Here is a 25,709-nt window from a genome sequence, read left to right as displayed (position 1 = left end):
CCGCCCCCGTTGCACGACCCGGCCACACCGCCTCTGGCGTTACGGAGGCGATTGTGGCCTGGGGGCGGTGCGTCTCGCCGTCGCACCGCGCGTATCGGCCGCCGACCGCTCTACCCCGGCCACCCGCTCCGGCCGCGCCCTGCTGCCTCGCCCGTTCCGACTCGCCCGCTTTGGCCCGGCCACGGCGCCTCTGGCCTCACGGAGGTGCCTGTGGCCTGGGGCGGTGCGTTGTCCCGTCGCTCCGCGCGTCTCGGTCTTGGCCACTCGTCCCGGGTGATCTGTCCAGGCCGTTGATCCGGGGGTTAGGGGTGGGTCAGGCCGGTGGTGTAGGCGGTGGTGAAGGCGGTGTCGCCCAGGGCGGCCCTGGCGCGGGTCGTCGCGCGGGCTATGTCGTCGGTCTCGTCGGGGGAGGCCGGGGTGCTGTGGGCGGCGCGGGCGGCGGCGGCCGCGCCCAGGAGACGGGCCGCCTCCTCCGGGTCGGCCACCGTGGCCAGCGCCTCCATGGTGCCTGCGATCGTCCTCGGGTCGCCGATCTTTCTGGAGGCCACCAGCGACTCCTGGAACAGTTCCCTGGCCTCCGGCTCCCTGCCCTGCGCCTGCCGGACGTGTCCGAGTTCGTTCAGGACCGTCGGGATGAACAGCAGCGGGTCCGCGTCCGGCCCGCGCGGCACGCCGTTCAGCAGGATGGCGATGTGCTCCTCGGCCAGCTCCAGCCGTCCCGAACGCCGGGCCGCGATGCACAGGCCCATCCTGGCGAAGATGGTGCCCTCTTTGTAGCCCTGGCCGTCGGCCAGGCGGAGCGCCTCCAGGCAGGTGTCGATGCCGCGGTCGTAGTCACGCAGGTAGGTGGCGATCCAGCCGAGCCACGACAGGCGGCGTACCTTGTCCGGCCACAGGCCCAGCTCCTCGGCCACCCTGGCGTCGTCGGTGAAGATCCGGACGGCCTCGTCGTAGTCGCCGCGGATCTCCTCCAGGCCGCCCAGCCACTCGTTGGCCTGCAGTACGCCCCAGCGGTCACCCAGTTCCGTGAACAGCCGCCTGCTCTCCTTGCCGACCTGGTCTAGTTTGTCCAGTTCGCGCATGGTGAAGGCGTCGCGGGACTGGCGGCTCAGGGCCACCGCGACACCCCACCGGTCGCCCAGTTCGCGGCAGGTGGCCAGCGCCCGGTCCACTACGGCGGTCGCGGTCGGCATGTCGGTCACCCCGTACTGCACGAACAGCTCCGCCCGTGCCCGCGCGGCCGGATCGGCGATCTCCAGCGCCGCCTCCCAGTCCACGTTCTCACCCAGCAACAACGCGAACCCGGCCCGCCAAGCCCGCGCCTTCGCCACCTCCAAGGCAAACCCCTCAACCCCATCAGCCTGGGGAAGGTCAGCCTCGGGTCCGTCAGCTCGGGGGAGGTCAGCCTGGAGTCGGTCAGCCTCAGGTCCGTCAGCCTCGGGTCTGTCAGCCTGGGGGAGGTCGGGGTGGGACAGGGCGGTGTCGAGGGAGCGGAGGGCCTCGTGGAGGCGGCCGCGTAGGTACCAGTGCCAGGCCAGCGCGTTCACCAGCCGCACCGCCGCACGCCCCGGCGCCGCGTCCAGGGCGCCGCGCAGGTTCGCCGCCTCCGCGTCCAGGCGCCGCATCCACCGCACCTGCTCACCCCCACGCAGCCGCCCCTCCGCCCGCTCCGCGAGCGAGGTGTAGTAGGCCACGTACGCCCGCCGTACCGCGTCGGTCTCCCCGGCGTCGTCCAGACGCCGACGGCAGTAGGCCGCGACCGACTCCAGCAGCCGGTACCGCACCCCGGCCGGCCCCTCCACCACGGTCACCAGCGACCGGTCGACCAGCCGCGCGAGCAGCTCCATCACGTCCAGCCCGCCGCCCCCGCACACGACCTCGGCCGCCTCAAGCGTGCACCCGTCGGCATGTACGGCCAGCCGCCGCAACACCACGCGCTCGTCCTCGGTGAGCAGGGTCCAGCTCCAGTCGATCATCCCCATGAGCGTCTGCTGCCGGTCGGAGACCCCGCGCTGCCATCCGGACAGCACCCGGAACCGGTCGTCCAGCCGCGCCACCAGCTCGTGGATGCCGAGCGAGCGCACCCGGGTGGCCGCCAGCTCCAGCGCCAGCGGCAGCCCGTCGAGCCGGCGGCACAGTTGCGCGACCGCCCCGGCCGTGGACTCGTCCAGCACGAACCCGCGCGCCGACGCCGTGGCCCTGGCCATGAACAGGCGTACCGCGTCGGAGCCGGCGACCGCGTCGAGCCCCTCCTCCTCGGGCAGCCCGAGCGGCGGCACGCTCCACAGCGCCTCGCCCGCCACGCTGAGCGGTTCCCGGCTGGTCGCGAGGATCCGCAGCCCGGGAGCGGCCCGCAGCAGCGACTCGGCCAGCTTCGCCGCCTGGTCGATGACGTGTTCGCAGTTGTCGAGCACGAGCAGCATGCGCCGCCCGCGCAACGTGTCGGCCAGCCGGTCGAGCGCGTCGCCGGGGCCCGCGCTGTCGCGGATGTCCAGCGCGGCCAGCACGGCGTCGGCCAGCGAGGCGGTGTCGCGGTCGTAGGCGGCCAGCTCGACCAGCCAGGCGCCGTCGGGGTAGGCGCCGGTCAACACGCTGGCGGTGGCGATGGACAGGCGGGTCTTGCCGACGCCGCCCGACCCGGTGAGCGTCACCAGCCGGCTCGTGTCGAGCAGCGCGCGTACCTCGGCGACGGCCTGGTCGCGGCCGATGAGGTCGTCGACGGTGGCGGGCAGGTTGGTGACCGGGCGCTGGGCGGGGCCGCTGAGGCCGGGGTCCTGGCGCAGGATGCGCGCGTGCAGGTCGGCCAGCTCGGGTGACGGGTCGAGGCCCAGCTCGTCGGCCAGCCGTTCGCGCAGCTCGCCGTAGGTGGCCAGCGCGTCGCTCTGCCGTCCGGACCGGTAGAGGGCGGTCATGTGCACGGCGCGCAGCCGCTCGCGCAGCGGGTGCTCGGCCACGAGGCCGGCCACGTCGACGGGCTCGCCGGCGGCCAGCCGTACCTCGGCGAGCTCTTCGAGGGCGGCCAGCCGGCGCTCCTCCAGCTTCGCGATCGGCGCGCGCGTGAACTCCAGGTCGGAGAAGTCCGCGTACGGCGAGCCGCGCCACAGCTCCAGCGCCTCGGCCAGCCGCCCTTCTCCGGCGAGCCTGGCGAAGCGCAGCGCGTCCACCGCGTCGGGCGAGACCTGCAACTGGTAGCCGGGCGCGCGCGAGACCACCAGGTTCTTGCCGCCCGGTTCGGCGTCTTCAAGCGCCTTGCGCAACTGCGAGACCCGCACCTGCAGCGCCGCCGCCGAGTTGGCCGGCGCGTCGTCGCCCCACAGGTCGTCCACGAGCCGGTCCGTGGAGACCACCCGCCCGTCGTGGGCCAGCAGGTCCGCGAGCAGGGCACGCACCTTCAGCCCGGGAATCGTGACGACCTGTCCGGCGTCCGTCCAGACGGTCAGCGGTCCCAGCACTCCAAAACGCATACGAAGCACCTTAAGGCGCTGGAAAGAAGACCAGAAGCGAGCCCGTCCAAGGTGAAGCCATGAACACGACCTCCACGGCCGGGAAGCGCGACTGGATCGCGCTCGGCGTCCTCAGCTCGATCGCCCTGTTGCTCTCCGTCGACGTCAGCGTCCTCTACCTCGCGCTGCCACACCTCAGCTCCGAGCTGGGCGCCAGCGCCCCGCAGCAGCTCTGGATCATGGACATCTACTCCTTCATGCTCGCCGGCTTCCTGGTGACCATGGGCACGCTCGGCGACCGCATCGGCCGCCGCAGGCTGCTGCTCGCCGGCTCGGCCGCCTTCGGCCTGGTGTCGGTCGCGGCGGCGTTCTCCTCCAGCGCCGAGATGCTGGTCGTGACCAGGGCCCTGCTGGGGATCGCGGGCGCGACGCTGATGCCGTCCTCGATGGCCCTGATCCGCAACATCTTCCGCGACCCCAAGCAGATGGGCGCCGCGATCGGGATCTGGTTCAGCTGCTTCATGGTCGGCATGGCCGCGGGGCCGCTCGTGGGCGGGCTGCTGCTGCAGCACTTCTGGTGGGGCTCGGCGTTCCTGCTGGGCGTGCCGTTCATGGTCGTGGTGCTGGTCGCGGGACCGCTGGTCCTCCCGGAATACCGCGACGGTACGGCCGGCCGCCTCGACCTGGCCAGCGTCGCCCTGTCGCTGGGCGCGATCCTGCCCGCCATCTACGGCCTGAAGGAGATCACCAGGAGCGGCTGGCAGCCCGCGGCCGTCCTGGCCGTCGCCGCCGGCGCGGCCATGGGCGTGCTGTTCGTCCGCCGCCAGCGCCGCCTGGCCGACCCGCTGCTTGACCTGCGCCTGTTCGGCGACCGGGCCTTCGCCGCCTCCCTGACCATCCTCATGCTCGGCGGCGTCGTCATGGCCGGGATCACGCTGACGGTCACGACGTTCCTGCAGTCGGTGGCGGGCCTGTCCCCGCTGGCCGCCGGGCTGTGGATGATCCCGCCGAGCCTGGTCATGATCGTCGCCCTGTCCGCCGGTCCGATGCTGGCCAGGCGGGTCCAGCCCGCGTACGTGATGGCCGGGGGGCTGGCGCTCGGCGCGGCCGGCATGGCGCTGATGACCTTCGCCGACGCGAGCGGCGGCGTCGCGGTGCTGGTGGTCGGGCTGGTGCTGGCCCAGGCGGGGATCGCGCTGCCGATGGGCCTGGGCAACGGCATCATGATGGCCGCCGCCCCGCCGGAGAAGGCCGGCTCGGCCGCCTCGATCTCCGAGACCAGCGGCGAGTTCGGCGTCGCGGTGGGCGTCGCCGCGCTGGGCAGCCTGGCCGCCGCGGTCTTCCGCGCCGGCCTGCCCGCCGGGGTCGACGCGGACACGCTGGCCGGGGCCGTGGCCGAGACGCTGGGCGACCCGGCGCTGCTGGCCGGCGCCCGCGCGGCGTACACCTCGGGGCTGCACGCGGTGGCCGGGGTGGGCGCGGCGGTCTTCCTCGGACTGGCCGTCCTGACGGTGGCGGTCCTGCGCGCCCGCCCCGATCGGCAGGAACGGCAGGCCACCCCCGAACCCGCTCTTACGTGGAGTTAGCAGGCGCTCCACTGGTATGGCCGGACCATCGACCAAGGAGGTCTGCGTTGACCGACGACCCTTCGCGGCGCTCCGTGCTCGGCCTGCTGGGCACGGCGCCGCTGATGGCGAGCACCGGCCGGGATCCGGCCCGTTCTCTGAGGGCCTACGACGACCACCTCCGTGACCTGGCGGAGCAGGACCGGTTCTCCGGAACCGTGCTGGTGGCCCACCGCGGCCGTCCGGTCCTGTCCCGCGCGTACGGCATGGCCGACCAACAACGCGAGATCCCCAACGGCCCCGACACGATCTACGCCCTGGCCTCGGCGTCCAAGCCGTTCACCGGCCTGGCGATCGTCCAGCTCGCCCAGCAGGGCAGGCTGAGGTTCCACGAGAGGCTCAGCGCCTACCTGGACGACTTCCCCGCCGACGTCGGAGCGGTCACCGTGCACCAGATGCTCACGCACACCGGCGGCATGACCGACCCGACCAACAGCGGCGTCGACGAGCGGATCTTCAACAGCGTCGAGGAGGCCGAGGCCGCGGCCCGCCGGCGGGTCAGGGAGCAGAAGCTGCGCTTCGTCCCCGGCACGAAGAAGGAGTACGCCAGCACCGGCTACACCGTCCTCGGCCAGATCGTGGCCGCCGTCTCCGGCATGCCGTTCCACGAGTACGTGCGCGAGCACGTCTTCGAGCCGGCGGGTATGAAGCGCTCGGCGTACTACACCAGGCCGCAGTGGCTTACCGACGAGCGGATCGCGCACCCGTACATGCTGCAGGAGGACGGCTCCCGCATCGACGGCGTGCGCAACCTCGACAAGGGCGGCACCCTCGGCGTGAAGGGCTCCAACGCCGCCCGCGGCTTCATCGGGGGAGGCGGCGGCAACGCCTTCGCCTCCGCGCCCGACCTGCTCCGCTTCGCCTGGGCGCTGAAGAACCACAAGCTGCTCAACCGCGCCTACACCGAGATGTGGCTGAGCCCGAAGATCTCCGGCCCGTCCCTGGGACCGCCCGATCCCCGCCGCGGCGAGAGCTTCCAGGCGTACGGCCCGATCGCCTCGATCTACAACAACCAGCGCGTCATCACCCACGGCGGCGGCATCGCCGGCGGCTCGACGAGCTGGAGCATCTACCTCGACACCGAGTGGACGGCCGTCCTGCTCGCCAACTACGACCTGCCCGACACCCAGAAGATCATCGACAGGGAGCGCGAGGCGATCGCGGGGTGAGCTGAGCCTCAGGGAGGATCCCGCGCCGCCGGCACCGGCACCTGAGGAGGAGGGGCGCGCTGGGTCTCACGGCGGTGGCAGGTTGATCACGGCTGCTTCAGGCTTGCCGTATGTCGTTGATTTCCGTGGTCTTAGCGGCGGCCGTGGGGTTGTCGCCCGCGGTTGCCACGCCGCCGCCGCCTGTCCAGGGCACGCAGCAGAGCCGGCCCTTCCCGCTCTCGCCCGTGCCGTTCCCGCTCCCCTCCGGCCTGGACGCCGCCTCCAGGGCGCCGCACACCCCCGAGCCCGGCGCGCCCGCCTGGTGTCCCGCGGTGCCGGGGCGGCGGGTGCAGTGCGGCACCGAGCCGCGCCCGCTCGTGGCGGGCAAGCCGGAGCTGGGCACCGTCCAGGTCGCCTACGCGCTGGTCCGCCGCGAGAACGAGGCCGCACCCGCGAAGAACACCGTCATGGTCAACCCCGGCGGGCCGGGAGGGGCGCCCGTCGGGCTGGCGGAGTGGTACGCGGCGCTGCTCGGCCCCCTGCGCGCCGACCACGACCTGCTGCTGATCGACCCGCGCGGCACCGGCCAGTCCGGCGCGTTCGTCTGCGGCACCGACGGGTTCCTCTGGGCCGCCCGCGCCGAGCAGCGGCGCATCGTGGACCGGTGCGGCGCCCTCCTCGGCCCGCGTGCCGAGGGATACACCTCCGCGGCCACCGCCGACGACTTCAACGCGGTCCGCCACAGGCTCGGCCTGGGCAAGGTCGTCCTGTACGGCGTCTCCTACGGCACCTACCTGATGCCCATCTACGCCGAACGCCACCCGGGCACCGTGCGCTCCATCGTGCTGTCCGGCGCCTACCCGGTCACCTTCGACCCCTTCGGCGGCCCCAGCGCCAGGGCGGTCCCGCTCAGCCTGCGCCGGATCTGCGCGCGGAGCGGGGCCTGCGACGGCGGCGCGGCCGTACGCGATCTGCGCAAGGTGGCGGCGATGCTGCGGGCCAGGCCGATCGACCTCACGATCACGGCCGGCGGGCGGCCGGTGACGGTCAAGCTGACCGAGAGCGTGCTCGCCCAGGTGCTCACCTTCAACGCCAGCGGCGCGCTGAACCTGCGTCCCGACGAGGTTCCGCTGCTCGGCACGATGCCCGCGCACCTGAGCAAGGCCGCGAGGGGCGAGACCGGCCCGCTCGCCGCCGAGCTGACCTCGGCCTTCCAGGCGGCGGCCGATCTGGGGGTGCCGGACATGGGCCTGACCATGACCGTGGTCTGCAACGACTACACGCGGCCGTGGTCGGTGGACGCGCCGGTGCGGCAGCGGTGGCGGCAGTTCGAGCGGGCGCTCGGGCGGACCGACCCGCACGGCTACGGGCCCTTCAGCCGTGCGGGCTTCGCCTTCAGCATCCCCGACGGGGGCGAGGTGTGCATCGGGTGGCCGAAGGTGGGGACGGCGCGGCCGTACGCGCTGAGCGGCAGGCTGCCCGACGTGCCCACGCTGGTGATCTCCGGCGACCTGGACAGCAACACGTCGGTGGAGAACAGCCGGCTGAGCGCGGCCCAGTTCCCCAGGGCGCGGTTCCTGCCGATCCCGAACACCGGGCACATCCCCGAGATTGACGCCTCGGGATGTGCGGCGGGCCTGGTCAGCGCCTTCATCAGGGACGAGCGGGTCGGCGACACCTCGTGCCTGGCGAAGATCCCGCCCATCAAGGTGAACCGGCCCTGACGGGGGCGCGCCGGGGGCCCGGCCCCCGGCGCCTCAGGCCGTCGCCCGCCGCGGCGCGGCGATCAGCCCGTAGATCACCAGCACGCAGAGCGCGATGCTGATCACCGAGTAGATCGGGTACGCGCTGAGGAAGGCGAACTGGCCGATCATGGCCAGCGCGGCGAAGATCGCGCCGAGCCATCGGGCCCAGATCTTCCCGGCCAGGATGCCGAGCGCCACCGCCACCTGGATCACGCCGATGATCAGCCAGATCCAGCCCCAGGTGGTGTAGTCGAGGACCAGGAGCTGCCCGCCGGAGGTCAGGTAGACGTCCTGGCGGAAGAAGGCGATGACGCCCTGGATCACGTGGAAGAAGCCCAGGATGACGCCCAGCATTCCGGCGAACCCCAGCCATCCGGAGCGGCCGGCGGGCTCGGTGTAGTACGCGTTCATCATCAGGTCGTGCCCCCTGGGGGCGGCTCGGGACAGGGTCTTGCCGAGAATTTGCCCGCCTTTGCCTTCCGAACGGGCATTCCTCTCTGGACGAGGGGGTGGCGATGTCGGAGGAGCCGCTGGGGGACGCGGAGCGGGCGGAGCTGGCGCGGCTGCGGGACGAGGTCGCGGAGCTGCGCAGCCGTACCGGAGGGGGAAGGTGGCGCGCGGTCGCGTCCGCGGTGCTGATCACGCTCGGCTGCGTGCTCGTGCCGCTGGCCGGAGTCGGGTTCTGGGCCGCCAACGAGGTCTCCGACACCGAGCGCTACGTCGAGAACGTGACGCCGCTGGCCGGTGACCCCGCCGTCCAGAACGCCGCCGCCAACCGGGTCACGGCCGCGGTCATGGGGGCGCTCGACGTCAAGGATATCGTGGGCCAGATCGCCGGGAGGCTGCCGCCGCGCGTCGGCGACAAGCTCGAAGGGCTGTCCGGGCCGATGGCCAACGGCGTCCAGGGCTTCGTCCGCGACAAGGTCGGGCAGGTCATCGCGAGCGACACCTTCCAGACGGTGTGGGTGCAGGCCAACAGGGCCGCGCACAAGCAGCTTGTCGCGGTGCTGTCCGGCGAGGGCAGCCAACTGCTCAAGGTGAACGGCGGCGCCGTCAGCCTCGACCTCGGCCCGGTCATCGACCGGGTCAAGCAGAAACTCGTCGCCTCCGGCCTCGGCCTCGCCGCCTCCATCCCCGAACTGCACCCCACGATCGAACTGGTCGACTCGGCCGAGCTGGTCACCTGGCAACGCTGGTACGGCTGGCTGATCACGCTCAGGTGGGCGTTGCCGGTGCTGGCGCTGATCCTGCTCGCGCTCGGGATCTACGTCGCCAGGAGCCGCCGCCGGGCCGTGGCCGGGGTGGGGATCGGGCTGGTGGTGGGCATGCTGGTGCTGGCCGCCGCCCTGGCCTGGGGGCGGGCCGCGTACCTTGGCGCCGTCGCGCGGCACGGGCTGGATCACGCGGCCGCCGCGGAGCTGTTCGACACGCTGGCCCGCTTCCTCAGGGGCGGGCTGCGCACCGTGCTCGTGCTGGGCCTGGTGATCGCCGCCGCGGCGTTCTTCACCGGGCCGTCCGCGACCGCCGTCAGGACGCGGACAGCCCTGAAGCGCGGCATCGGGCTGGCCGGATCCCGGCTGGAGACCGGCCGCTTCGGGGCCTGGCTCGGGCGCAACGCCACCTTGGTCCGCGCCGGGCTGGTGGCGCTGGCCGCCCTGGTCTTCGTCTTCTGGGACCGGCCGACCGGGGCGGTGGTGCTCTGGATCACGGTCGTGACGTTGCTGCTCCTGGGGGTGGTGCAACTGCTGGCCCGGCCCGCCGGCCCAGATGCTCGGTCAGGCGGTCCAGGGACTCCAGCCACGCCGCTCTGACGTGCTCCTGCGTGTCGCCGTCATGCTGGAAGCACAGCGCGGTGCCGTCGCCGGCAGGCGTCAGGGTGACGGTCACGAGGGCGTCGTCCGTGGTGAAGACGAGCCTGGCGGGGGCGCGGGCCTCGTGGTAGACGCCGCCCAGGGTGGCCTCGAAGCCGTGCTCGCCGACCAGCGTGACCTGCCACGCGCCGCCGGGACGCGGGTCGAGCACCACCCGGTCGGGCGGTGCGGTGAAGATCCGGGGACCGAACCAGAGGGCGAAGCACCTGGGGACGGTCCACGCGGCGTACACCTGGGCGGGTGGGGCGGCGAGCGTGCGTTCGACGGAGTAGCGCATGGCCCTCAGCGTGCGCTCAGGCCCTTACGGTCCCCTTCCCGCGGCCTTAAGGGCGCAGAAACCCGGCGATGTCGGCGGCGAACCTCTTGTGCCTGAACGTCCCCAGATGGCTGGCCCCCGGATAGACCACCAGCCTCCCGTACGGCAGGCCGTCCGCCGTGTCCCTGAACAGCTCGGGCGTGTAGGCCAGATCCCGCTCCCCGCCGACGACCAGGGTCGGAACCTCGATCTCCGGCAGCCTTTCCCGCAGGTCGAAGGAGTCCTCGGCCTGGGCGAAGTGCAGCATGTCACACGGGTCCGCGGGCCGCATCGCCGGATCGGCCAGCCACATGAGCGCCGTGAAGAACGCCCGCGTCACCGGATTGCCCCCGGCCAGCGGCGCGAGGTGATGCGCTCCCCGGCGCCCCGCGGCCACGGCCTCGGTATAGCGCCGCTGCGCCAGCCGCGTGCGGTCCGTCAGCGTGTACGCCGCTCCGGCCACGATCATGCGGCGTACCACCTCCGGATGGTCGGCGGCCAGTTGCAGCGCCAGTGAGCCACCCGACGACATGCCCAGCACATCGACCGCCCCGCCGAACCGCTCGTTGATGGCGAGGGCGTGCTGCTCGGCGATGTCGGCCATGCTGGTGCCCCGGGGCATGCCCGGCGCCCGGTTGACGGCATGCACCCGGAACCGCCCGCCCAGCGCCCCGAGCACCTGCCGCTCCCCGGCGGCGGGTTTGGCGGAGTGCTCCGGCGTGAACCACCGCAACACCACCAGCGGCTCACCCGCGCCCAACTCCAACCACGGAAGCTCCATACCCCTAGTCTGCGCGCCCGCGGTCTCGGTTACGCGAGGTGCGCGGCGGATTCTGCGGTCAGGGCGTGCTGGAGGGGACGGCCGGTGGCGAAGCGTTCCAGTTCGGCCGCCACCAGTTCGCCCAGCAGGGCGCGCTCGGTCCCCAGGCAGCCCGCGATGTGCGGGGTCACCACCACGTTGGGCAGCGTGAACAGCGGTGAGCCGGGCGCGGGTGGCTCGGGGTCCGTCACGTCCAGGACGGCGAACAGGTCGGGGCGCCCGGCCAGCACCTCCAGCAGGGCGGTCTCGTCCACGACGGCGCCTCTCGCCGTGTTGATGAGGGTGGCGCCTGGACTCATGGAGGACATCAGGGGGCGGGACACCAGTCCGCGGGTCTCGGGGAGCAGGGGGGTGTGGACGCTGATCACGTCGCTGGCCGCGAACAGCTCCTCCAGGCCGGTCATCCGGACCCCGTCGTACGCCTCGGTGAAGGGGTCGTAGGCCACCACCTCCACCCGCAGTGCTCGTAGCCGGTCCGCGACCAGGCGGCCGATCGCGCCGAGGGAGACGAGGCCGACGCGGGAGCCGTACAGGCCGGGCTGGGGGGTGCGGGGGAGTGGGGCCCGGGCGGCGCGGGCGTTCAGGACGTAACGCCAGCCGCCCTTCAGCGCGTAGACGATCTGCGCACACGTGAAGTCGGCGACGGGGACGGCGTTGGCGGTGTAGGCGGAGACGAGGGGGATGCCGCGGGCCCAGAACTCTGGTGTGACGATCTGGCGGACCGATCCGGCGGCGTAGAGGACGAGCTTGAGGCGGGGCATCGCCGCCAGGAGGGCGTGGTCGAGCACCGGGGCCCCCAACTGGTGCAGAGCACTTCGGCTGAGGTGGGGGCCGGGTGGGCGGCGGGGCCGTACACGATGCCGGCCTGGGCGCGGATGCGGTCGAGGACGGGCGCGTAGACGTCGGGGAAGACCTGGGGGTCGAGCACGAAGGCCGCGGACAACACAGGCAAGATCTTATATTTGCCTACTTTTCTGGTAGGTATTAGGGTTTTGTCGCGTAAGTCCACGGAAGTGAAGGGTCGTCGTTCCATGTCCTCAACCAGACCTGCGGTCTTCAGCGTCGCCATGCTCGCCGTCGTAGGGCTGCTGAGCTCCTGTGGAGGCGGCGCCGGAACGTCCGCGGGAGCCAAAACCACCGGCGGGCCCGTGTACGGCGGCACGCTCACCTACCTGGAACACCAGCCGCCCACGTGCCTCTACCTGCCGGCGGCCGGGTTCTATCCCAACGGCGGCGTGCTCAACCAGATCACCGACAAGCTGACCTGGCAGAACCCGGAGACGCTGAAGATCGAGCCGTGGATCGCGACCAGGTGGGAGGTGAACGACGACGCCACCGAGTACACCTTCCACCTGCGCGACGGCGTGACCTTCAGCGACGGCACCCCGCTCGACGCCGAGGCGGTCGCGGCCAACTTCGACGTGTACGGCAAGGGCGACGAGAAGCTGAAGCTGCCCCCGGCCGAGTTCGTCAACAACTACGAACGCTCGGAGGTCGTCGATCCGAAGACGGTGAAGTTCTTCTTCGACAAGCCCTCGCCCGGATTCCTCCAGGGCACGTCGGTGATCGGGGCGGGGCTGGTGTCGAAGAAGACGATCGGCCTGCCGTACGAGGAGCAGTGCCAGCTCGAGAACGTGATCGGATCGGGGCCGTTCACGCTGGCCAAGCAGGTCGTGGACAAGGAGATCGACCTTCAGGCCCGCAAGGACTACGACTGGGCGCCGCCGTCCTCCACGCATCAGGGGCGCGCGTACCTCGACCTCGTCAAGATCATCGTGACGCCGGAGGACAACGTGCGCGTCGGCGCGCTGACCTCGGGGCAGGCCGACTACGTGCGTTACGTGCAGGCCTACGACGAGCAGACGGTCAAGGGGGCCGGCTTCACCGTCAGGGCGGAGCCGACCCGGGGCGTCAACAACGGCCTCTACCTGCGCCCGTCCAACAGCATCCTGAAGGACGTCAAGGTCCGCAGGGCGCTGCAGAAGGGCACGGACGCCAAGGAGGTCGTGGACACGCTCTTCACCCCGAACTACCCCCAGGCCACCTCGGTGCTCAGCCACCTGGCCCAGGGCTACGTGGACCTGTCTAAGGAACTGGCCCACGACCTCGACGGCGCCAACAGGCTGCTCGACGAGGCCGGCTGGAAGCGCGGGGCCGACGGCACGCGCGAGAAGGACGGCGTCAAGCTCCAGCTCGGTGTCTTCGTCGCGGGCCCGCAGCCGCTGTCGAAGCAGACGCTGGAGCTGGTCGCCCAGCAGTGGGGCAAGCTCGGCGTCAAGCTGGAGATCCGCCCCGCCGACGCCGGCACGCAGGCCGTGGACATCAAGGACGCCGAGAAGACGGCGGTCTCCCACAGCATGGTCGGCCGCGCCGACCAGGACGTGATCAAGAGCCAGTTCCACAGCGAGAACCGCGACGTGATCCTGTCCGACGACAAGAAGCTGGACGGGCTGCTGGAGGAGCAGTCGGCGCTGGCCGACGTCGAGCGGCGCAACGCCAAGGTCGGCGAGATCCAGCGGTACCTGGTCGAGCAGGCGTACGCCATCCCGCTGTTCGAGGAGCCCCAGGTGTACGGCGTGGCGCCGTACGTCCAGGGGGTCGCCTTCGAGGCGGTGGCCCGGCCCAGCTTCTACTCGGTCTGGCTCAGCAAATGACGAGATATCTGGTGAAGCGGGTGGCCCAGGCCCTTCTGGTGCTCTGGGCCGCCTTCACCGCCGCGTACATCCTGCTCCAGGCCATGCCCGGCGACTCCATCCTGATCAAGTTCCAGAACCCCGAGCTGGGCCTGTCGCCCGCCCAGATCGCCGAGATCCGCGAGTACTACGACGCCGGCGGCTACCTGCACACGGTCCTCGGCTTCCTGCGCGGCGACTTCGGCTACTCGGTCGACACCGGCACCCCGGTGCTCGAACGGCTGGCCGAGGGCCTGCCGGAGACGGCCAAGCTGGCCACGGCGGCGTTCGTGCTGGCGGTGCTGCTGGCCGTGCTCATCGCGTTCGCCGCCGCCCACAGCTCGCGGCTGCGCGGCGTGCTGCTGGCGGTGCCCGCGCTGTTCGTCTCGGTGCCCGCCTTCTGGCTGGGCATCCTGCTGATCCAGGTGTTCTCCTTCCGGCTCGGGCTGGTGCCGGTCATCGGCGGCAGCGAACCGCAGCAGCTCATCCTGCCGGTGCTGACGCTCGCGGTGCCGATCTCCGCTCCCATCGCGCAGGTGCTGGCCCGCAGCCTCGACCAGGTCTTCACGCAGCCGTTCGTCCCGGTGGTGGCGGCCAAGGGCGCCTCGCGCTCGTGGATCCTGTGGCGGCACGTGGCGCGCAACGCGCTGCCGCCCACGCTGACGGTCGCCGGGCTGACGTTCGGCGAGCTGATCGCCGGCTCGGTCGTGACCGAGACCGTCTTCGGCCGCAACGGCGTCGGCCGCCTCACCGAGCAGGCCGTCAACGCCCAGGACACGCCGGTGCTGCTGGCCGTGGTGGTGCTGGCCGCGACCGTGTTCGTCCTGGTCAACTTGCTCGTGGACCTGGCGTTCCCGGTGCTCGACCCGAGGCTGGCGCGATGAGGTGGCTGTCCTGGCTGGTGGTGGCCCTGGTGGTGCTCTGGGCGCTGGTGCCCTGGCTGTTCACCGGCCACGACCCGCTCAACGGGGTGCCCGCCGAGAAGCTGCAGGCGCCCGGCGCCGCCCACTGGTTCGGCACCGACGCCGTGGGCCGCGACGTCTTCGCCCGCGTCGTGCACGGCTCCGTGCACTCGCTGTCGGGCGCGTTCGTCGCGGTCGGGGTGGGCCTGGTGCTCGGCACGCTGCTCGGGCTGCTGGCCGGGGCGGCGGGCGGACCCGCCGACGAGGTCGTCATGCGCCTCATGGACGTGCTGCTGTCGGTCCCCGGCCTACTGCTCGCGCTGACCGTGATCATCCTGCTCGGCCCCGGCACGGTGAACGTGGCGATCGCGGTGGGCGTGGGGTCGGTCGCCGCCTTCGCCCGCCTCGCCCGCGCCGAGGTCGTCCGGGTACGGCGCAGCGACTACGTGGAGGCGGCCTTCGGCAGCGGCGGCACCTTCGCCTCGGTCCTGTGGCGGCACGTGCTGCCCAACTCGCTCGGCCCGGTCGTCGCGCTGGCCGCCCTGCAGTTCGGCGTGGCGATCCTGGCCATCTCCACCCTCGGCTTCCTGGGCTACGGTGCCGAGCCGCCCACGCCGGAGTGGGGCCTGCTGATCTCCGAGGGCCGCAACTACCTGGCCACCTCGTGGTGGCTGACCACGCTGCCCGGCGCGGTCGTGGTCGCGGTCGTGCTGGCCGCCGGACGCATCTCGAAGGAGATCCGATGAGCCTGCTCGACGTCAGGGACCTGCGCGTCTCCTACGGCGCCCACGAGGCGGTCAAGGGCGTCTCGCTGAGCGTCGGGGCGGGCGAGTTCGTGGCGGTCGTGGGCGAGTCCGGCTCGGGCAAGACCACGACGGCCAACGCGATCATCGGCCTGCACCCCTGCGACAGCGGCGAGATCCTGCTCAACGGCACCGACATCGCCCGCTGGTCGCAGCGCCGCCTGCGGTCGATCCGGGGCGCGCGGATCGGGCTGGTCCCGCAGGACCCGTCCAACTCGCTCAACCCGGTCAAGAAGGTCGGCGTCCAGATCGCCGAGACCCTCCTTATCCACAAGCATGGGGATAAATCCGAGCGAAAGCGTCGGGTCCTGGAGCTTCTGGAACGCGTCGGCCTCGACGACCCGGCCAGAAGAGCGGGCCAGTACCCCCACGAGCTGTCCGGCGGCATGCGCCAGCGCGTGCTCATCGCCGCCGCCGTCGCGCTGCGCCCCAGCCTGATCATCGCCGACGAGCCGACCAGCGCCCTGGACGTGACCGTGCAGCGCCGCATCCTCGACCTCATCGACGACCTCAGGCAGGAGTACGGCACCGCCGTCCTGCTGGTCACCCACGACCTGGGCGTGGCGGCGGCCCGCTCCGACCGGCTCGTCGTCATGCGCGACGGCCGGGTGGAGGAGAGCGGCGGCACCCGCGAGGTGCTGGCCGCCCCCGCCGCCGGCTACACCAGACGCCTGCTGGAGGACGCGCCCGCGCTCGGCGCCCGCGCCTTCAAGGAGCCGCCGACGTCCGCGCCCGCGATCGTGGTGCGGGACCTGGTGAAGGAGTTCGGGGGCTTCCGCGCGGTGGACGGGGTGTCCTTCGAGGTGGCCAGAGGGAGCACGCACGCGCTGGTGGGGGAGTCCGGCTCGGGCAAGACCACCACCGCCCGCATCGTCACCCGCTTCGAGAAGGCCGCCTCGGGGACCGTGGAGATCCCCGGCGTCACCGAGTTCCGCCGCGGGGTGCAGCTCGTCTACCAGAACCCCTACGGCTCGCTCGATCCCCGGCACAGCGTGGCCAGGATCGTGGAGGAGCCGCTGCGCAACTTCCGGCTCGGTGACCGGGCGGCCCGCCGTACGCGGGTCGGGGAGTTGCTCGACCGGGTGGCGCTGCCGCGGACGCTGCTGGCGCGCAGGCCGGGGGAGCTGTCGGGAGGACAGCGCCAGCGTGTGGCCATCGCCCGCGCGCTGGCCGTGGAACCCCAGGTTGTGGTGCTCGACGAGGCGGTCTCCGCGCTGGACGTGACCGTCCAGGCACGGATCCTCGACCTGCTGGAGGAGCTCCAGCGCGACCTCGGCCTCACCTACCTGTTCATCTCGCACGACCTCGCGGTGGTGCGCCAGATCTCGCACACCGTTTCCGTCATGAACAAGGGACGCATCGTGGAATCAGGGACGACCCAGCAGATCTTCGACAGCCCACAGGACGACTACACCCGTGAGCTGCTCGCCGCCGTGCCGGAGCCGGTGCGATGACCCGGCTCGGCTTCTTCACCAGGCTCCTGGACGACGTCGCCCCGGCCGAGCGCTACCGGCTCGCGCTGGAGCAGATCGCGCACGCCGAGCGGCTCGGCTTCGAGACCGCCTGGGTCGCGCAGCACCACTTCGACGGCGAGGAGGGCGGGCTGCCCGCGCCGCTGGTGTTCCTCTCGCACGTGGCGGCGCGGACCGAGCGGATCAGGATCGGCACCGGGATCATCACGCTCCCGCTGGAGCATCCGGTGCGGGTGGCGGAGGACGCCGCCGTGCTGGACCTGCTGTCGGGCGGCCGGCTGGAGGTGGGGGTCGCGGGCGGCGGCACGCCGTCGGCGTTCCAGGCGTTCGGCAAGGACCCGGCGCGGCGTAACGAGATCTACGCCGAGCACCTGGAGGTCCTGGTCAACGCCTGGTCGGGGGGCGATCTGGGTGGGGGCAAGCGGCTCTACCCGCCGGCGCCGCGGCTGACCGGCGCGATCTGGGAGGCGACGTTCTCGGCCGGCGGCGGGGAACGGGCGGGGCGGGGAGGGCACGGGCTCATGCTCTCGCGCACGCAGCCACGGCCGGAGGGACGGCCCGAGCTGACGCTGGCGGAGATCCAGAAGCCGATCGTGGACGCCTACCTCGCCGCGCTGCCCACCGGTACGGCGCCGCGGATCATGGCCTCGCGCACCGCGTTCGTCGCCGAAACCCGCGAGGAGGCGTTGCGCTGGGCCGCCCAGGGGCTGGCCAGGCCCGGCCTGCCGCAGCCCGACGGCGGCGGCGTGGACGAGCTCATCGCCGCATGGGACGCCCACGTCGGCACCCCCGAAGACGTCGTCGCCAGTCTCAGGGCCGATCCGACCCTCAAGCGGGTCACCGACCTGGTCTTCCAGGTCCACTCCATCGACCCGCCGCACGAGCTGGTCCTGCGCTCCATCGAACTGCTCGCGACCGAGGTCGCCCCCGCCCTGGAAGGAAGCACGGTATGACCGCCGACGTGATCGACCGGCTGGCCGGCATCCAGCCGGGCTCGCGCCTGGACCGGCTGCGCGAGCGCCGCCCCGACGCCCGCGAGCACGCCCAGCGCAGCTATGAGGCGTTGTTCTGCCCCGAGAGCGAGGAGCACGTCACGCTCATCGAGCGCGACGCCGTGGCCGCGTTCGTCGCCGGCCTGCACCGCGACGCCGCCGTCACCGCCTTCTACGCCGAACGGCTGGCCGAGCTGGCCCCCGGCCTGCTCACCCGGGTCGAGCAGGAGATCGGCACCGGCCTCACCACCGGTCCGTACGGCGCCTACGACGAGCCGGAACTGGCCGCGGAGAGCACGGTCGGGCCCGTGCACCGCGCCAAGCTGGACGGCCGGCTCGCCGCCGCCTTCGACCACGCCCACCTGCTGGTCTTCCGTCCGCGCGAGGCCCGTGCCGAGCACCTGCAGACCCTCCTGGACGCGGGCTGGAGCACGACGGGCATCGTCACGCTGTCGCAGCTCGTCGCCTTCCTCACCTTCCAGATCCGCGTGATCACGGGCCTGCGCCTGCTGGGAGCCGCCGCGTGAAGTTCACCCAGGACCGGATCGGCTGGCGGCCGTGGCTGGCGCCGCTGGCCGAGGAGGAGCTCACCGACGAGCACCGGGAGGCGCTGGTCGACCAGGCGCGGGCGGCCTCGCCGTACTTTCTGCTGCTCGCGCGTGACCCGCACGTGCTGCACGCGCGCACCAAGACCGACAACGACATCTTCTACAACGGCGACGGCGGGCTGCCGCGCGCCGAGCGGGAGCTGGCCGCGACCGCGACCTCGCGGCACAACGGCTGCGTGTTCTGCGCGTCGGTGCACGCCCGCTTCGCCGCCCACTACGCCAAGCGCGGCGCCGACGTGCAGCGGCTGCTGGACGAGGGCGTCGAGGCGCACCAGGACGAGCGCTGGCGGGCGGTCATCGACGCCGCCGCCGCGCTGGCCGGCACGCCGGGCGCGCTGGACGCCGGGCACCTCGCGGCGCTGCGCGCGGCCGGGCTCGACGACCTGGCCATCAGCGACGTCATCCACTCCGCCGCCTTTTTCAACTGGGCCAACCGGCTCATGCTGTCCCTTGGAGAACCCGAATGAGCACTCTCGACCATCTTGTCTACGCCGTGCCCGACCTGCTGGAGGGCGTGGCCGACTTCGCCCGGCGCACCGGGGTGACGCCCGTGGAGGGCGGCGCGCATCCCGGCGGCACCGCCAACTTCCTCGTCGGGCTGGGCGAGGGGGCGTACCTGGAGATCATCGGCCCCGACCCGTCGGTGGCGGGCGCGCGGCCGCGCGCGTTCGGGCTGGAGTCGCTGACCGCGCCCGCGCTCACCGCCTGGGCGGTGCGCCCGCTCGACCTCGACACCACGGTACGGCAGGCCCGCCAGGCCGGCTACGACCCGGGTGACGTGCAGCCCCTGTCCCGCCGCACCCCCGGCGGCACGCTGCTGGAATGGCGGCTGACCAGGCGTGACGACCCTGCGGGCGTGCGGCCGGTGCCGTTCCTCATCGACTGGGGCACGACCGCGCACCCGTCGGCGTCCGGCCTGCCGCAGCTCGACCTCGTCTCGTTCACGATCACGCACCCCGCGCCGGACGCCCTGGCGGCCGACCTCAAGGCCGTGGGCGCCACGGCCGAGGTGGTCGCCGGTGCGCCCGTGGCGCTGCGCGCCGTGCTGGGCACGCCCGAGGGCGAGGTGACGCTGGCATGAGCACGCTGCGCGAGTACCTCACCCACAAGCGCGCCGCGCTGCTGGCCCGCCGCGAGAAGCCGGCGGACGGCCCGGTGCCGCTGCGCGCGAGCGTCACCGCCGAGGGACGCAGCGGCGTGCGCCGCATCCGCATCCGCGAGCACCAGATCATCAGCGACAGCGCCGCCGACTTCGCCGGGTACGACCTCGGTCCCGGCTCGCCCGAGCTGCAGGCCGGGGTGCTGGGCAGTTGCGTCACGCACATCTTCCTGATCAAGGCGGCCGAGCTGGAGGTGCCGCTGGACGCCCTGTCGGTGGACGTGAGCGCCACCTACGACCCCCGGGCCCAGGCGCCCGGCGAGAGCGGCATCCCGGTCCACCCGCAGGACTTCCGGTACGTCGTGAAGATCGACTCGCCCGCCTCCGACGAGGAGCTGGCCCGGCTGCACGCCGAGGTCGAACGCGTCTGCCCGATCCTCAACCTCATCCGCAACCCGCAGGACATCAAGGGGGAGATAGTGCGGGCCTAGAGCCTTTCGGGAAGAATGTCCAGGTGTTCGATCATGCACCTAGCGCAGGGCTGCGCGCTCCCCGCGCGGCCCTCGCCAGCGACGCCCCTGCCATCGACCTCAATGGCCCGTGGAGCTTCCGCCTCAGCCCGGACGTCCACGCCCCCCTGGACTTCGTCGATCCCGGCTACGACGACGCCGCGTGGGACCGGCTGCCCGTGCCCGCGCACTGGCCGCTGCACGGGTACGGCGCGCCCGCCTACACCAACGTCTCCTACCCCTTCCCGATCGACCCGCCGAACGTCCCGGACGACAACCCGACCGGCGACTACCGGCGCGTCTTCGAGGTCCCGGACGGCTGGGACGACGCGGTGCTGCGCTTCGACGGCGTCGACTCCCACGCCAGGGTGTGGCTGAACGGGCACGAGCTCGGGTTCACCACCGGCAGCAGGCTGGCCGCCGAGTTCACGGCGGGGCCCTGGCTGGTGCCGGGACGCAACGTGCTGGCCGTCCGCGTCCACCAGTGGTCGGCGGGCAGCTACCTGGAAGACCAGGACATGTGGTGGCTGCCCGGAATCTTCCGCGACGTGACGCTGACCCGCTCCACCGCCGACCTGTTCGTTCGCGCCACGCACGACGGCCGCCTGTCCTTCGAGGGCGACGGGCTGCTCAGCGTCCCGGCGCTCGGGCTCGCCGACCTCGCGCCCGGCGTGGAGGCGCGGCTGGAGGTCACGCCGTGGAGCGCCGAGAACCCCGTCCTGTACGACGCGGTCCACGTGAGCCCGGCCGAGACCGTGCGGCTGCGGATCGGGTTCAGGAGCGTGTCCATCGAGGACGGCGTGCTCCTGGTCAACGGGGTGCCGCTGAAGCTGCGCGGGGTCAACAGGCACGAGTTCCATCCCGACCACGGGCGGGCGGTGCCGTACGAGACCATGCGGGAGGACGTGCTGCTCATGAAGCGGCACAACGTCAACGCGGTCAGGACCAGTCACTACCCGCCCCACCCCGCCTTCCTCGACCTCTGCGATGAGTACGGCCTGTGGGTCGTCGACGAGTGCGACCTGGAGACCCACGGCTTCGGCCAGGTCGGCTGGCGGCGCAACCCCAGCGACGACCCCGCCTGGGCCGACGCCTACGTCGAGCGCATGCGGCGCATGGTCGAGCGCGACAAGAACCACCCGTCGGTGATCATGTGGTCGCTCGGCAACGAGTCGGGCACCGGCCGCAACCTCGGCCTCATGGCCGCGTGGGCGCGCGAGCGCGACCCATCCCGCCCGCTGCACTACGAGGGCGACGCGACGTGCGCCGACACCGACGTCTACAGCCTCATGTACGCCTCGGTCGCCGAGGTCGAGGCCATCGGCAAGGGCGAGGAAGCCCCCCTCGACGACCGGGACCTCGACGCCAGGCGCAGGCGGATGCCGTTCGTGCACTGCGAGTACGCCCACGCCATGGGCAACGGCCCCGGCGGCCTGCGCGACTACCAGGACCTCTACGACGCCCACCCCCGCCTGGCCGGCGGCTTCATCTGGGAGTGGATCGACCACGGCCTGCGCCACGAGCGCCTCGGCCACGCCTACGGAGGCGACTACGGCGAGCCGGTCCACGACTCCAACTTCGTCATCGACGGCCTGGTCTTCCCCGACCGCACGCCCTCGCCCGGCCTGCTGGACCTGAAGGTGGTCTTCGCCCCGGTCCGCATCACCTTCCCGTCCGCGGGCGAGGTCTCCATCGAGAACCGGTACGGCTACCGCGACCTCACCCACCTGCGCTTCGAAGCGGTCGTAGGGGACGAGGCGTCGGTCCTGGAGGTCCCCGCGGAGGGCGGCGTGGTCAAGCTGCCCGCCTTCCCGGGCGAGGAGGAGTGGCTGACGGTCAGGGCCGTCCTGGCCACGGACGAGCCCTGGGCGCCCGCGGGACACGAGATCGCCTGGGCCCAGCTCCGCCTGACCCCGCCCGCCCCGCCGCGCAGGACCCGCGGCCCGCTGACCGGCGCCGACTTCGCACCGGGGACCGGGCGTCTGGTCCGCCTGTTCGGCATCGACGTCGAGGGCCCGAGGCTGGAGCTGTGGCGCGCGCCGATCGACAACGAGCGCTTCGGCGGCCTCGACTGGCACTGGCGCACGATGGGCCTGCACCGCCTGACCCACCGGGTGGACGGCGTCGAAAGGGACGCCGACCGCCTGACGGTCACCACCAGGGTGGCCCCCGCAGCCTCCGACCTGGGCCTGCGCACGACCTACACGTGGACGGGCACCGACGACGGCCTGCTCCTGGAGGTCCACGTGGTGCCCGAGGGGGAGTGGAAGCACCCGATCCCGCGCCTGGGTGTCGTAATGTCCCTGCCCGGCGCCTACGACCAGGTGAGCTGGTACGGCCGAGGCCCGGGTGAGGCGTATCCGGACACGGGCCTGGCCGCGCGGGCCGGCCACTGGTCGGCGACGGTGGACGACCTCCAGACGCCGTACGTGTACCCGCAGGAGAACGGGCACCGGGCGGACGTGCGCCGGGCGAGCCTGACGGACGCCTCGGGTTCCGGGATCCGGGTCACGGGTCACTTCGGCCTGACGGCACGGCGCTGGACCACGGCCGCCCTGGAGGCCGCCCGCCACCGGCCGGACCTGGTGCCGTCCGACCGGGTCCATCTGAACCTGGACCTGGCTCACCACGGGATCGGCTCGGCGTCCTGCGGTCCGGGTGTCCTGCCGAAGTACGAGCTCCGAGCCCGGGAATCGACGCTCACCCTGCACTTCGGGCCTGCATGACCCCGGGACCCGGCCAAGGGGGCGGTCGTCACGGCGGGACGGTGTGAGCTGGACGACCGTTTCCTGGACGGGGGGCTGCCCGTTGCGGCGGGTGGCGTGGGGGGCGGCTGGGCCGTAAGGGATAAAGGAGCTTAAAGAGAAGGATAGTGTGACGGTCGTGAGCGAACTGAGGGAGCAGGTACGGGCGCTGCGGGCGACCGGGCAGTCGCCGAAGGAGATCGCGCGGGCGCTCGGCGTCAAGCCGTCCATCGTGGCCCCCCTCGTGCGGCAGATCGCCGCCGAGACCGCCGACAGCGGCGCCACGCCCGAGCTGGTCGGCTGCTGGGTGAGCGCGGGCTGGAGCACCGGCCTGTCCATCGACCCCGAACGCGGCTGGACCGACGCCGCCGCGGGCGAGCCCGGCACCGGCGGCCTGGTCAGCGTCCTGGTCGCGCGGCGCCACGGCTACAACCGGGTGTCGGTCTGCGGCTATCTGGCCGACGTGTACTGCCTGGGGGTCAAGGTCACCCACGGCCCCGAGGTCATGGACGAGCGCGGCATGCGCCAGTTCCGCGACTTCTTCTTCAGCGACTACTCCGGCTACCAGGAAGCCCCGATCGAGCTGGCCAGGCAGATCGTCTACGGCTCCGAGGAGTACGCCAGCGGTCTGGGCTTCTCCTCGTTCGAGGACTTCGAGCAGGTCAAGGGCCACCTGGGCGACATGGAAGGACCGTCGGCGATCACGTTCGGCCGTGACGGACGCCCCTTCTACGTCCCGAGCCCCCAGGACGACCAGAACAAGGTCCACCGCCAGCTCCGCCGAGCCGTCGGCGACGATTTCGATTATGTCGAGATCGACGTGGAAGATGATGCTTAGGTAGCGATTCTGGAGGGCGAGCTGGTTCATGATCGAGGCGCCGCTCACCTGGGGACAGCGGGACGTCTGGCGCGCGATCGTGGCGGCCGAGCCCCAGGAGCAGTACCTGAACCTCGCCCGCCTCTTTCCCGTCTCCCCGGTCCCGCTGGAGCGGGCGCACCGCGCCCTCGACCGGCTGACCACCCGGCACGAGGCCCTGCGCACCCGCCTCACCGGCGCCCGCTCGGCGCCCGTCCAGGCGCTCGCGGAGTCCGCCGGGCCGCAGGTCGAGATCGTGGAGGGTGAGCGGCCGCACCGGGTGTCCGAGCGGCTGCTGGCGACGCCGTTCGACTACTGGAACGAGTGGCCGCTGCGCGTGGCGTTCCTGGTCGCCGACGGGTTGGTGCGCCAGGTCGTGCTGGCGTTCTGCCGCCTGGCCGTGGACGAGCCCGCCGCCGACCTCGTGGTGCGCGACCTGCGCGCGCTGCTGGCCCGCGGGGACCTGCCGCCGCACCAGGCCGACCGGCCGCGCGACCTGGCCGCGTGGCAGGCGTCGGCCGACGGGCGCGGGCACTCCGACGAGGTGGTCGGGTGGTGGCTTGAGGAGTACGCCCGCATCGATCCCTTCCAGCTCACCGCCGAGCCCATGCGCCCCCGCCACATGGAGGCGACCATGTCCTCGCCCGCCCTCGCCGCCGCGGCGCGCACGGTGGCGGCCCGGCGGCGGGTCGCCTCCTCCACCGCGCTGCTGACCTGCGCCGTGAGCCTGGTGGGGCGGCTGACCGGTCAGCGCACGTGCGGCATGCGGGTCACCGTCGGCAACCGCGCCGGACGGCGGGAGCTGGTCTCCCCGATCGCCCAGGAAGGACTGGTCGTCCTGGACCTCGGCACGCCGGACTTCGGCGAACTGCTGGCACGCGGGTCACAGGCGGCCGCGCGGGCCCACCGGCGGGCCGAGTACGACCCCTGCGCCCTGGACGACGCGCTGGCCGGATTCGGGCCGGGCGTCAGGACGTTCGGGCGCTTCGACGACCAGCGGCGGGCCCGGCGCGACCAGGCTCCCGAGCTCGACGCGCGGCAGATCCGGCAGGCCATGGACAAGACCGACCTGGCCTGGACCGACGCCATGGACCGCAACATCTGCGCCTTCCGGCTGCGGGTCGCCGGTGAGCCGGACCGCATGGAGGTCTCGCTCCACGCCGACACCGGGCTGCTGTCGCCGCTGGCCATCGAGGCGTACCTGCTGGACCTGGAACGGCTCCTCGTGGAGGAATCGCTGGTCTGAGCCTCCCAGAAGGAATACGATCACCGCATTTCCCGAGACGGCGGAGGGCTGATGCCAGAACCACAGGAGATCACCTTCACCGGCACGCGCGGCCCGCTCACCGCCCGCCACTGGCCCCACCCCTCGCCGCGCTACCTCGCCCTCCTCATCCACGGGTACGGCGAGCACGCCGGCCGCTACGACCACGTGGCCGACCACCTCGTCCGGCACGGCGCCGCCTGCTACGCCGTCGACCACATGGGACACGGCCGCTCGTCCGGCGAACGCGTGCTGATCGACGACTTCGAGGAGGTCGTCACCGACGTCCACCAGGTCGAGGAACGGGCGCGGGCCGACCACCCGTGGGTGCCCGTCGTGGTCGTCGGCCACTCCATGGGCGGGATGATCGCCGCCCGCTACGCCCAGCGCTACGGCGCCGACCTGGCCGGACTCGTGCTGTCCGGCCCCGTGATCGGCTCCTGGGACGTCATCGGCGTCCTGCTGGCCATGGACGAGCTGCCCGACATCCCGATCGACCCCGCCACCCTCTCCCGCGACCCGGCGGTCGGCGCCGCGTACGCGGAGGACCCGCTCGTCTGGCACGGGCCCTTCAAACGCCCCACCCTGGAGGCGTTCGCCAGGACCCTGGGCCAGATCGCCGCCGGCGGCTCGCTCGGCGACCTGCCCACGCTCTGGATCCACGGCGAGGACGACCAGCTCGTCCCGCTCAGCGGCAGCCGCGGCGGCGTCGAGGCGATCAAGGGCGCCGACCTCACCGAGCGCGTCTTCCCCGGCGCCCGGCACGAGGTGTTCAACGAGACCAACAAGGACGAGGTCCTCGGAGAGGTCACCGCCTTCGTCGACCGGATCCTCCCCTAAC

22 protein-coding genes are annotated in these 25,709 nt (G+C 72.5%); 17 read left to right on the top strand and 5 right to left on the bottom strand.

Annotated elements, in window-relative coordinates:
• Positions 1-302 precede the first annotated feature (302 nt).
• Positions 303-3,464, bottom strand: coding sequence for a BTAD domain-containing putative transcriptional regulator (locus ACIBEJ_RS49445; protein ID WP_397189997.1), 3,162 nt, complete (start codon positions 3,462-3,464; stop codon positions 303-305).
• A 59-nt stretch (positions 3,465-3,523) separates the two neighbouring features.
• Between ACIBEJ_RS49445 and ACIBEJ_RS49440 the strand changes: the two genes are divergently transcribed.
• The 3 genes from ACIBEJ_RS49440 to ACIBEJ_RS49430 all read left to right on the top strand — a co-directional run bounded on the left by ACIBEJ_RS49440 (position 3,524) and on the right by ACIBEJ_RS49430 (position 7,940).
• Positions 3,524-5,029, top strand: a complete 1,506-nt coding sequence (locus ACIBEJ_RS49440; RefSeq protein ID WP_397189996.1) for an MFS transporter — start codon at positions 3,524-3,526, stop codon at positions 5,027-5,029.
• Between the two features lie 47 nt (positions 5,030-5,076).
• Entirely contained in the window at positions 5,077-6,237 is a 1,161-nt protein-coding gene (locus ACIBEJ_RS49435) for a serine hydrolase domain-containing protein (RefSeq protein WP_397189995.1), read from the top strand.
• A 110-nt stretch (positions 6,238-6,347) separates the two neighbouring features.
• Entirely contained in the window at positions 6,348-7,940 is a 1,593-nt protein-coding gene (locus ACIBEJ_RS49430) for an alpha/beta hydrolase (RefSeq protein ID WP_397189994.1), read from the top strand.
• 33 nt (positions 7,941-7,973) lie between these two features.
• Here ACIBEJ_RS49430 and ACIBEJ_RS49425 read toward each other — a convergent pair whose 3' ends face one another.
• The gene (locus tag ACIBEJ_RS49425; RefSeq protein WP_397189993.1) at positions 7,974-8,375 is read right to left on the bottom strand and encodes a hypothetical protein; all 402 of its coding nucleotides are present in this window, start codon (positions 8,373-8,375) and stop codon (positions 7,974-7,976) included.
• A 101-nt stretch (positions 8,376-8,476) separates the two neighbouring features.
• On the opposite strand from ACIBEJ_RS49425, the gene ACIBEJ_RS49420 reads away from it, so the two are divergent.
• Positions 8,477-9,772 (top strand): hypothetical protein, encoded by a 1,296-nt coding sequence (locus ACIBEJ_RS49420; protein WP_397189992.1) that lies wholly within the window; start codon positions 8,477-8,479, stop codon positions 9,770-9,772.
• Here the strand turns inward: ACIBEJ_RS49420 and ACIBEJ_RS49415 are convergent.
• The 3 genes from ACIBEJ_RS49415 to ACIBEJ_RS49405 are packed head-to-tail and all read right to left on the bottom strand — an operon-like array spanning position 9,666 to position 11,735.
• Positions 9,666-10,109, bottom strand: a complete 444-nt coding sequence (locus tag ACIBEJ_RS49415; RefSeq protein ID WP_397189991.1) for an SRPBCC domain-containing protein — start codon at positions 10,107-10,109, stop codon at positions 9,666-9,668. The two genes, ACIBEJ_RS49420 and ACIBEJ_RS49415, sit on opposite strands and share 107 nt — an antisense overlap.
• 46 nt (positions 10,110-10,155) lie before the next feature.
• Positions 10,156-10,908 (bottom strand): alpha/beta fold hydrolase, encoded by a 753-nt coding sequence (locus ACIBEJ_RS49410; protein ID WP_397189990.1) that lies wholly within the window; start codon positions 10,906-10,908, stop codon positions 10,156-10,158.
• A gap of 29 nt (positions 10,909-10,937) precedes the next feature.
• A complete protein-coding gene (locus tag ACIBEJ_RS49405; protein WP_397189989.1) occupies positions 10,938-11,735 on the bottom strand; it encodes a hydroxyacid dehydrogenase in 798 nt (265 codons plus the stop codon).
• 243 nt (positions 11,736-11,978) lie between these two features.
• On the opposite strand from ACIBEJ_RS49405, the gene ACIBEJ_RS49400 reads away from it, so the two are divergent.
• From ACIBEJ_RS49400 to ACIBEJ_RS49340, 13 genes are all read left to right on the top strand, one after another.
• A complete protein-coding gene (locus ACIBEJ_RS49400) occupies positions 11,979-13,601 on the top strand; it encodes a TIGR04028 family ABC transporter substrate-binding protein (RefSeq protein WP_397189988.1) in 1,623 nt (540 codons plus the stop codon).
• A complete protein-coding gene (locus tag ACIBEJ_RS49395) occupies positions 13,598-14,503 on the top strand; it encodes an ABC transporter permease (RefSeq protein WP_397189987.1) in 906 nt (301 codons plus the stop codon). Before ACIBEJ_RS49400 ends, ACIBEJ_RS49395 begins: the two co-directional genes overlap by 4 nt.
• Complete coding sequence (locus tag ACIBEJ_RS49390; RefSeq protein ID WP_397189986.1) at positions 14,500-15,267, top strand: ABC transporter permease; 768 nt, start codon at positions 14,500-14,502, stop codon at positions 15,265-15,267. The genes ACIBEJ_RS49395 and ACIBEJ_RS49390 overlap by 4 nt, the downstream gene beginning before the upstream one ends.
• Positions 15,264-16,778, top strand: coding sequence for a dipeptide ABC transporter ATP-binding protein (locus tag ACIBEJ_RS49385; protein WP_397189985.1), 1,515 nt, complete (start codon positions 15,264-15,266; stop codon positions 16,776-16,778). Before ACIBEJ_RS49390 ends, ACIBEJ_RS49385 begins: the two co-directional genes overlap by 4 nt.
• Positions 16,775-17,749: a putative FMN-dependent luciferase-like monooxygenase gene (locus tag ACIBEJ_RS49380; protein ID WP_397189984.1), complete on the top strand. Its 975-nt coding sequence runs from the start codon at positions 16,775-16,777 to the stop codon at positions 17,747-17,749. Before ACIBEJ_RS49385 ends, ACIBEJ_RS49380 begins: the two co-directional genes overlap by 4 nt.
• Positions 17,746-18,315: a CMD domain protein gene (locus ACIBEJ_RS49375; protein WP_397189983.1), complete on the top strand. Its 570-nt coding sequence runs from the start codon at positions 17,746-17,748 to the stop codon at positions 18,313-18,315. Before ACIBEJ_RS49380 ends, ACIBEJ_RS49375 begins: the two co-directional genes overlap by 4 nt.
• Positions 18,312-18,863 (top strand): alkylhydroperoxidase domain protein, encoded by a 552-nt coding sequence (locus ACIBEJ_RS49370; RefSeq protein WP_397189982.1) that lies wholly within the window; start codon positions 18,312-18,314, stop codon positions 18,861-18,863. The genes ACIBEJ_RS49375 and ACIBEJ_RS49370 overlap by 4 nt, the downstream gene beginning before the upstream one ends.
• Complete coding sequence (locus ACIBEJ_RS49365; RefSeq protein ID WP_397189981.1) at positions 18,860-19,477, top strand: VOC family protein; 618 nt, start codon at positions 18,860-18,862, stop codon at positions 19,475-19,477. The genes ACIBEJ_RS49370 and ACIBEJ_RS49365 overlap by 4 nt, the downstream gene beginning before the upstream one ends.
• Positions 19,474-19,986 (top strand): OsmC family protein, encoded by a 513-nt coding sequence (locus ACIBEJ_RS49360; protein WP_397189980.1) that lies wholly within the window; start codon positions 19,474-19,476, stop codon positions 19,984-19,986. The genes ACIBEJ_RS49365 and ACIBEJ_RS49360 overlap by 4 nt, the downstream gene beginning before the upstream one ends.
• 23 nt (positions 19,987-20,009) lie before the next feature.
• Entirely contained in the window at positions 20,010-22,730 is a 2,721-nt protein-coding gene (locus tag ACIBEJ_RS49355) for a glycoside hydrolase family 2 TIM barrel-domain containing protein (RefSeq protein WP_397189979.1), read from the top strand.
• A 157-nt stretch (positions 22,731-22,887) separates the two neighbouring features.
• Positions 22,888-23,586, top strand: a complete 699-nt coding sequence (locus ACIBEJ_RS49350; RefSeq protein ID WP_397189978.1) for a helix-turn-helix domain-containing protein — start codon at positions 22,888-22,890, stop codon at positions 23,584-23,586.
• 28 nt (positions 23,587-23,614) lie between these two features.
• The gene (locus ACIBEJ_RS49345; protein WP_397189977.1) at positions 23,615-24,850 is read left to right on the top strand and encodes a condensation domain-containing protein; all 1,236 of its coding nucleotides are present in this window, start codon (positions 23,615-23,617) and stop codon (positions 24,848-24,850) included.
• Positions 24,851-24,901: 51 nt separating this feature from the next.
• A complete protein-coding gene (locus ACIBEJ_RS49340) occupies positions 24,902-25,708 on the top strand; it encodes a lysophospholipase (RefSeq protein ID WP_397189976.1) in 807 nt (268 codons plus the stop codon).
• Position 25,709 lies beyond the last annotated feature (1 nt).

Source organism: Nonomuraea sp. NPDC050790, from assembly GCF_044456745.1.
GTDB lineage: Bacteria > Actinomycetota > Actinomycetes > Streptosporangiales > Streptosporangiaceae > Nonomuraea.
The sequence above is the reverse complement of the archived record's forward strand: the minus strand, read 5'-3'. Positions and strand labels throughout refer to the sequence as shown.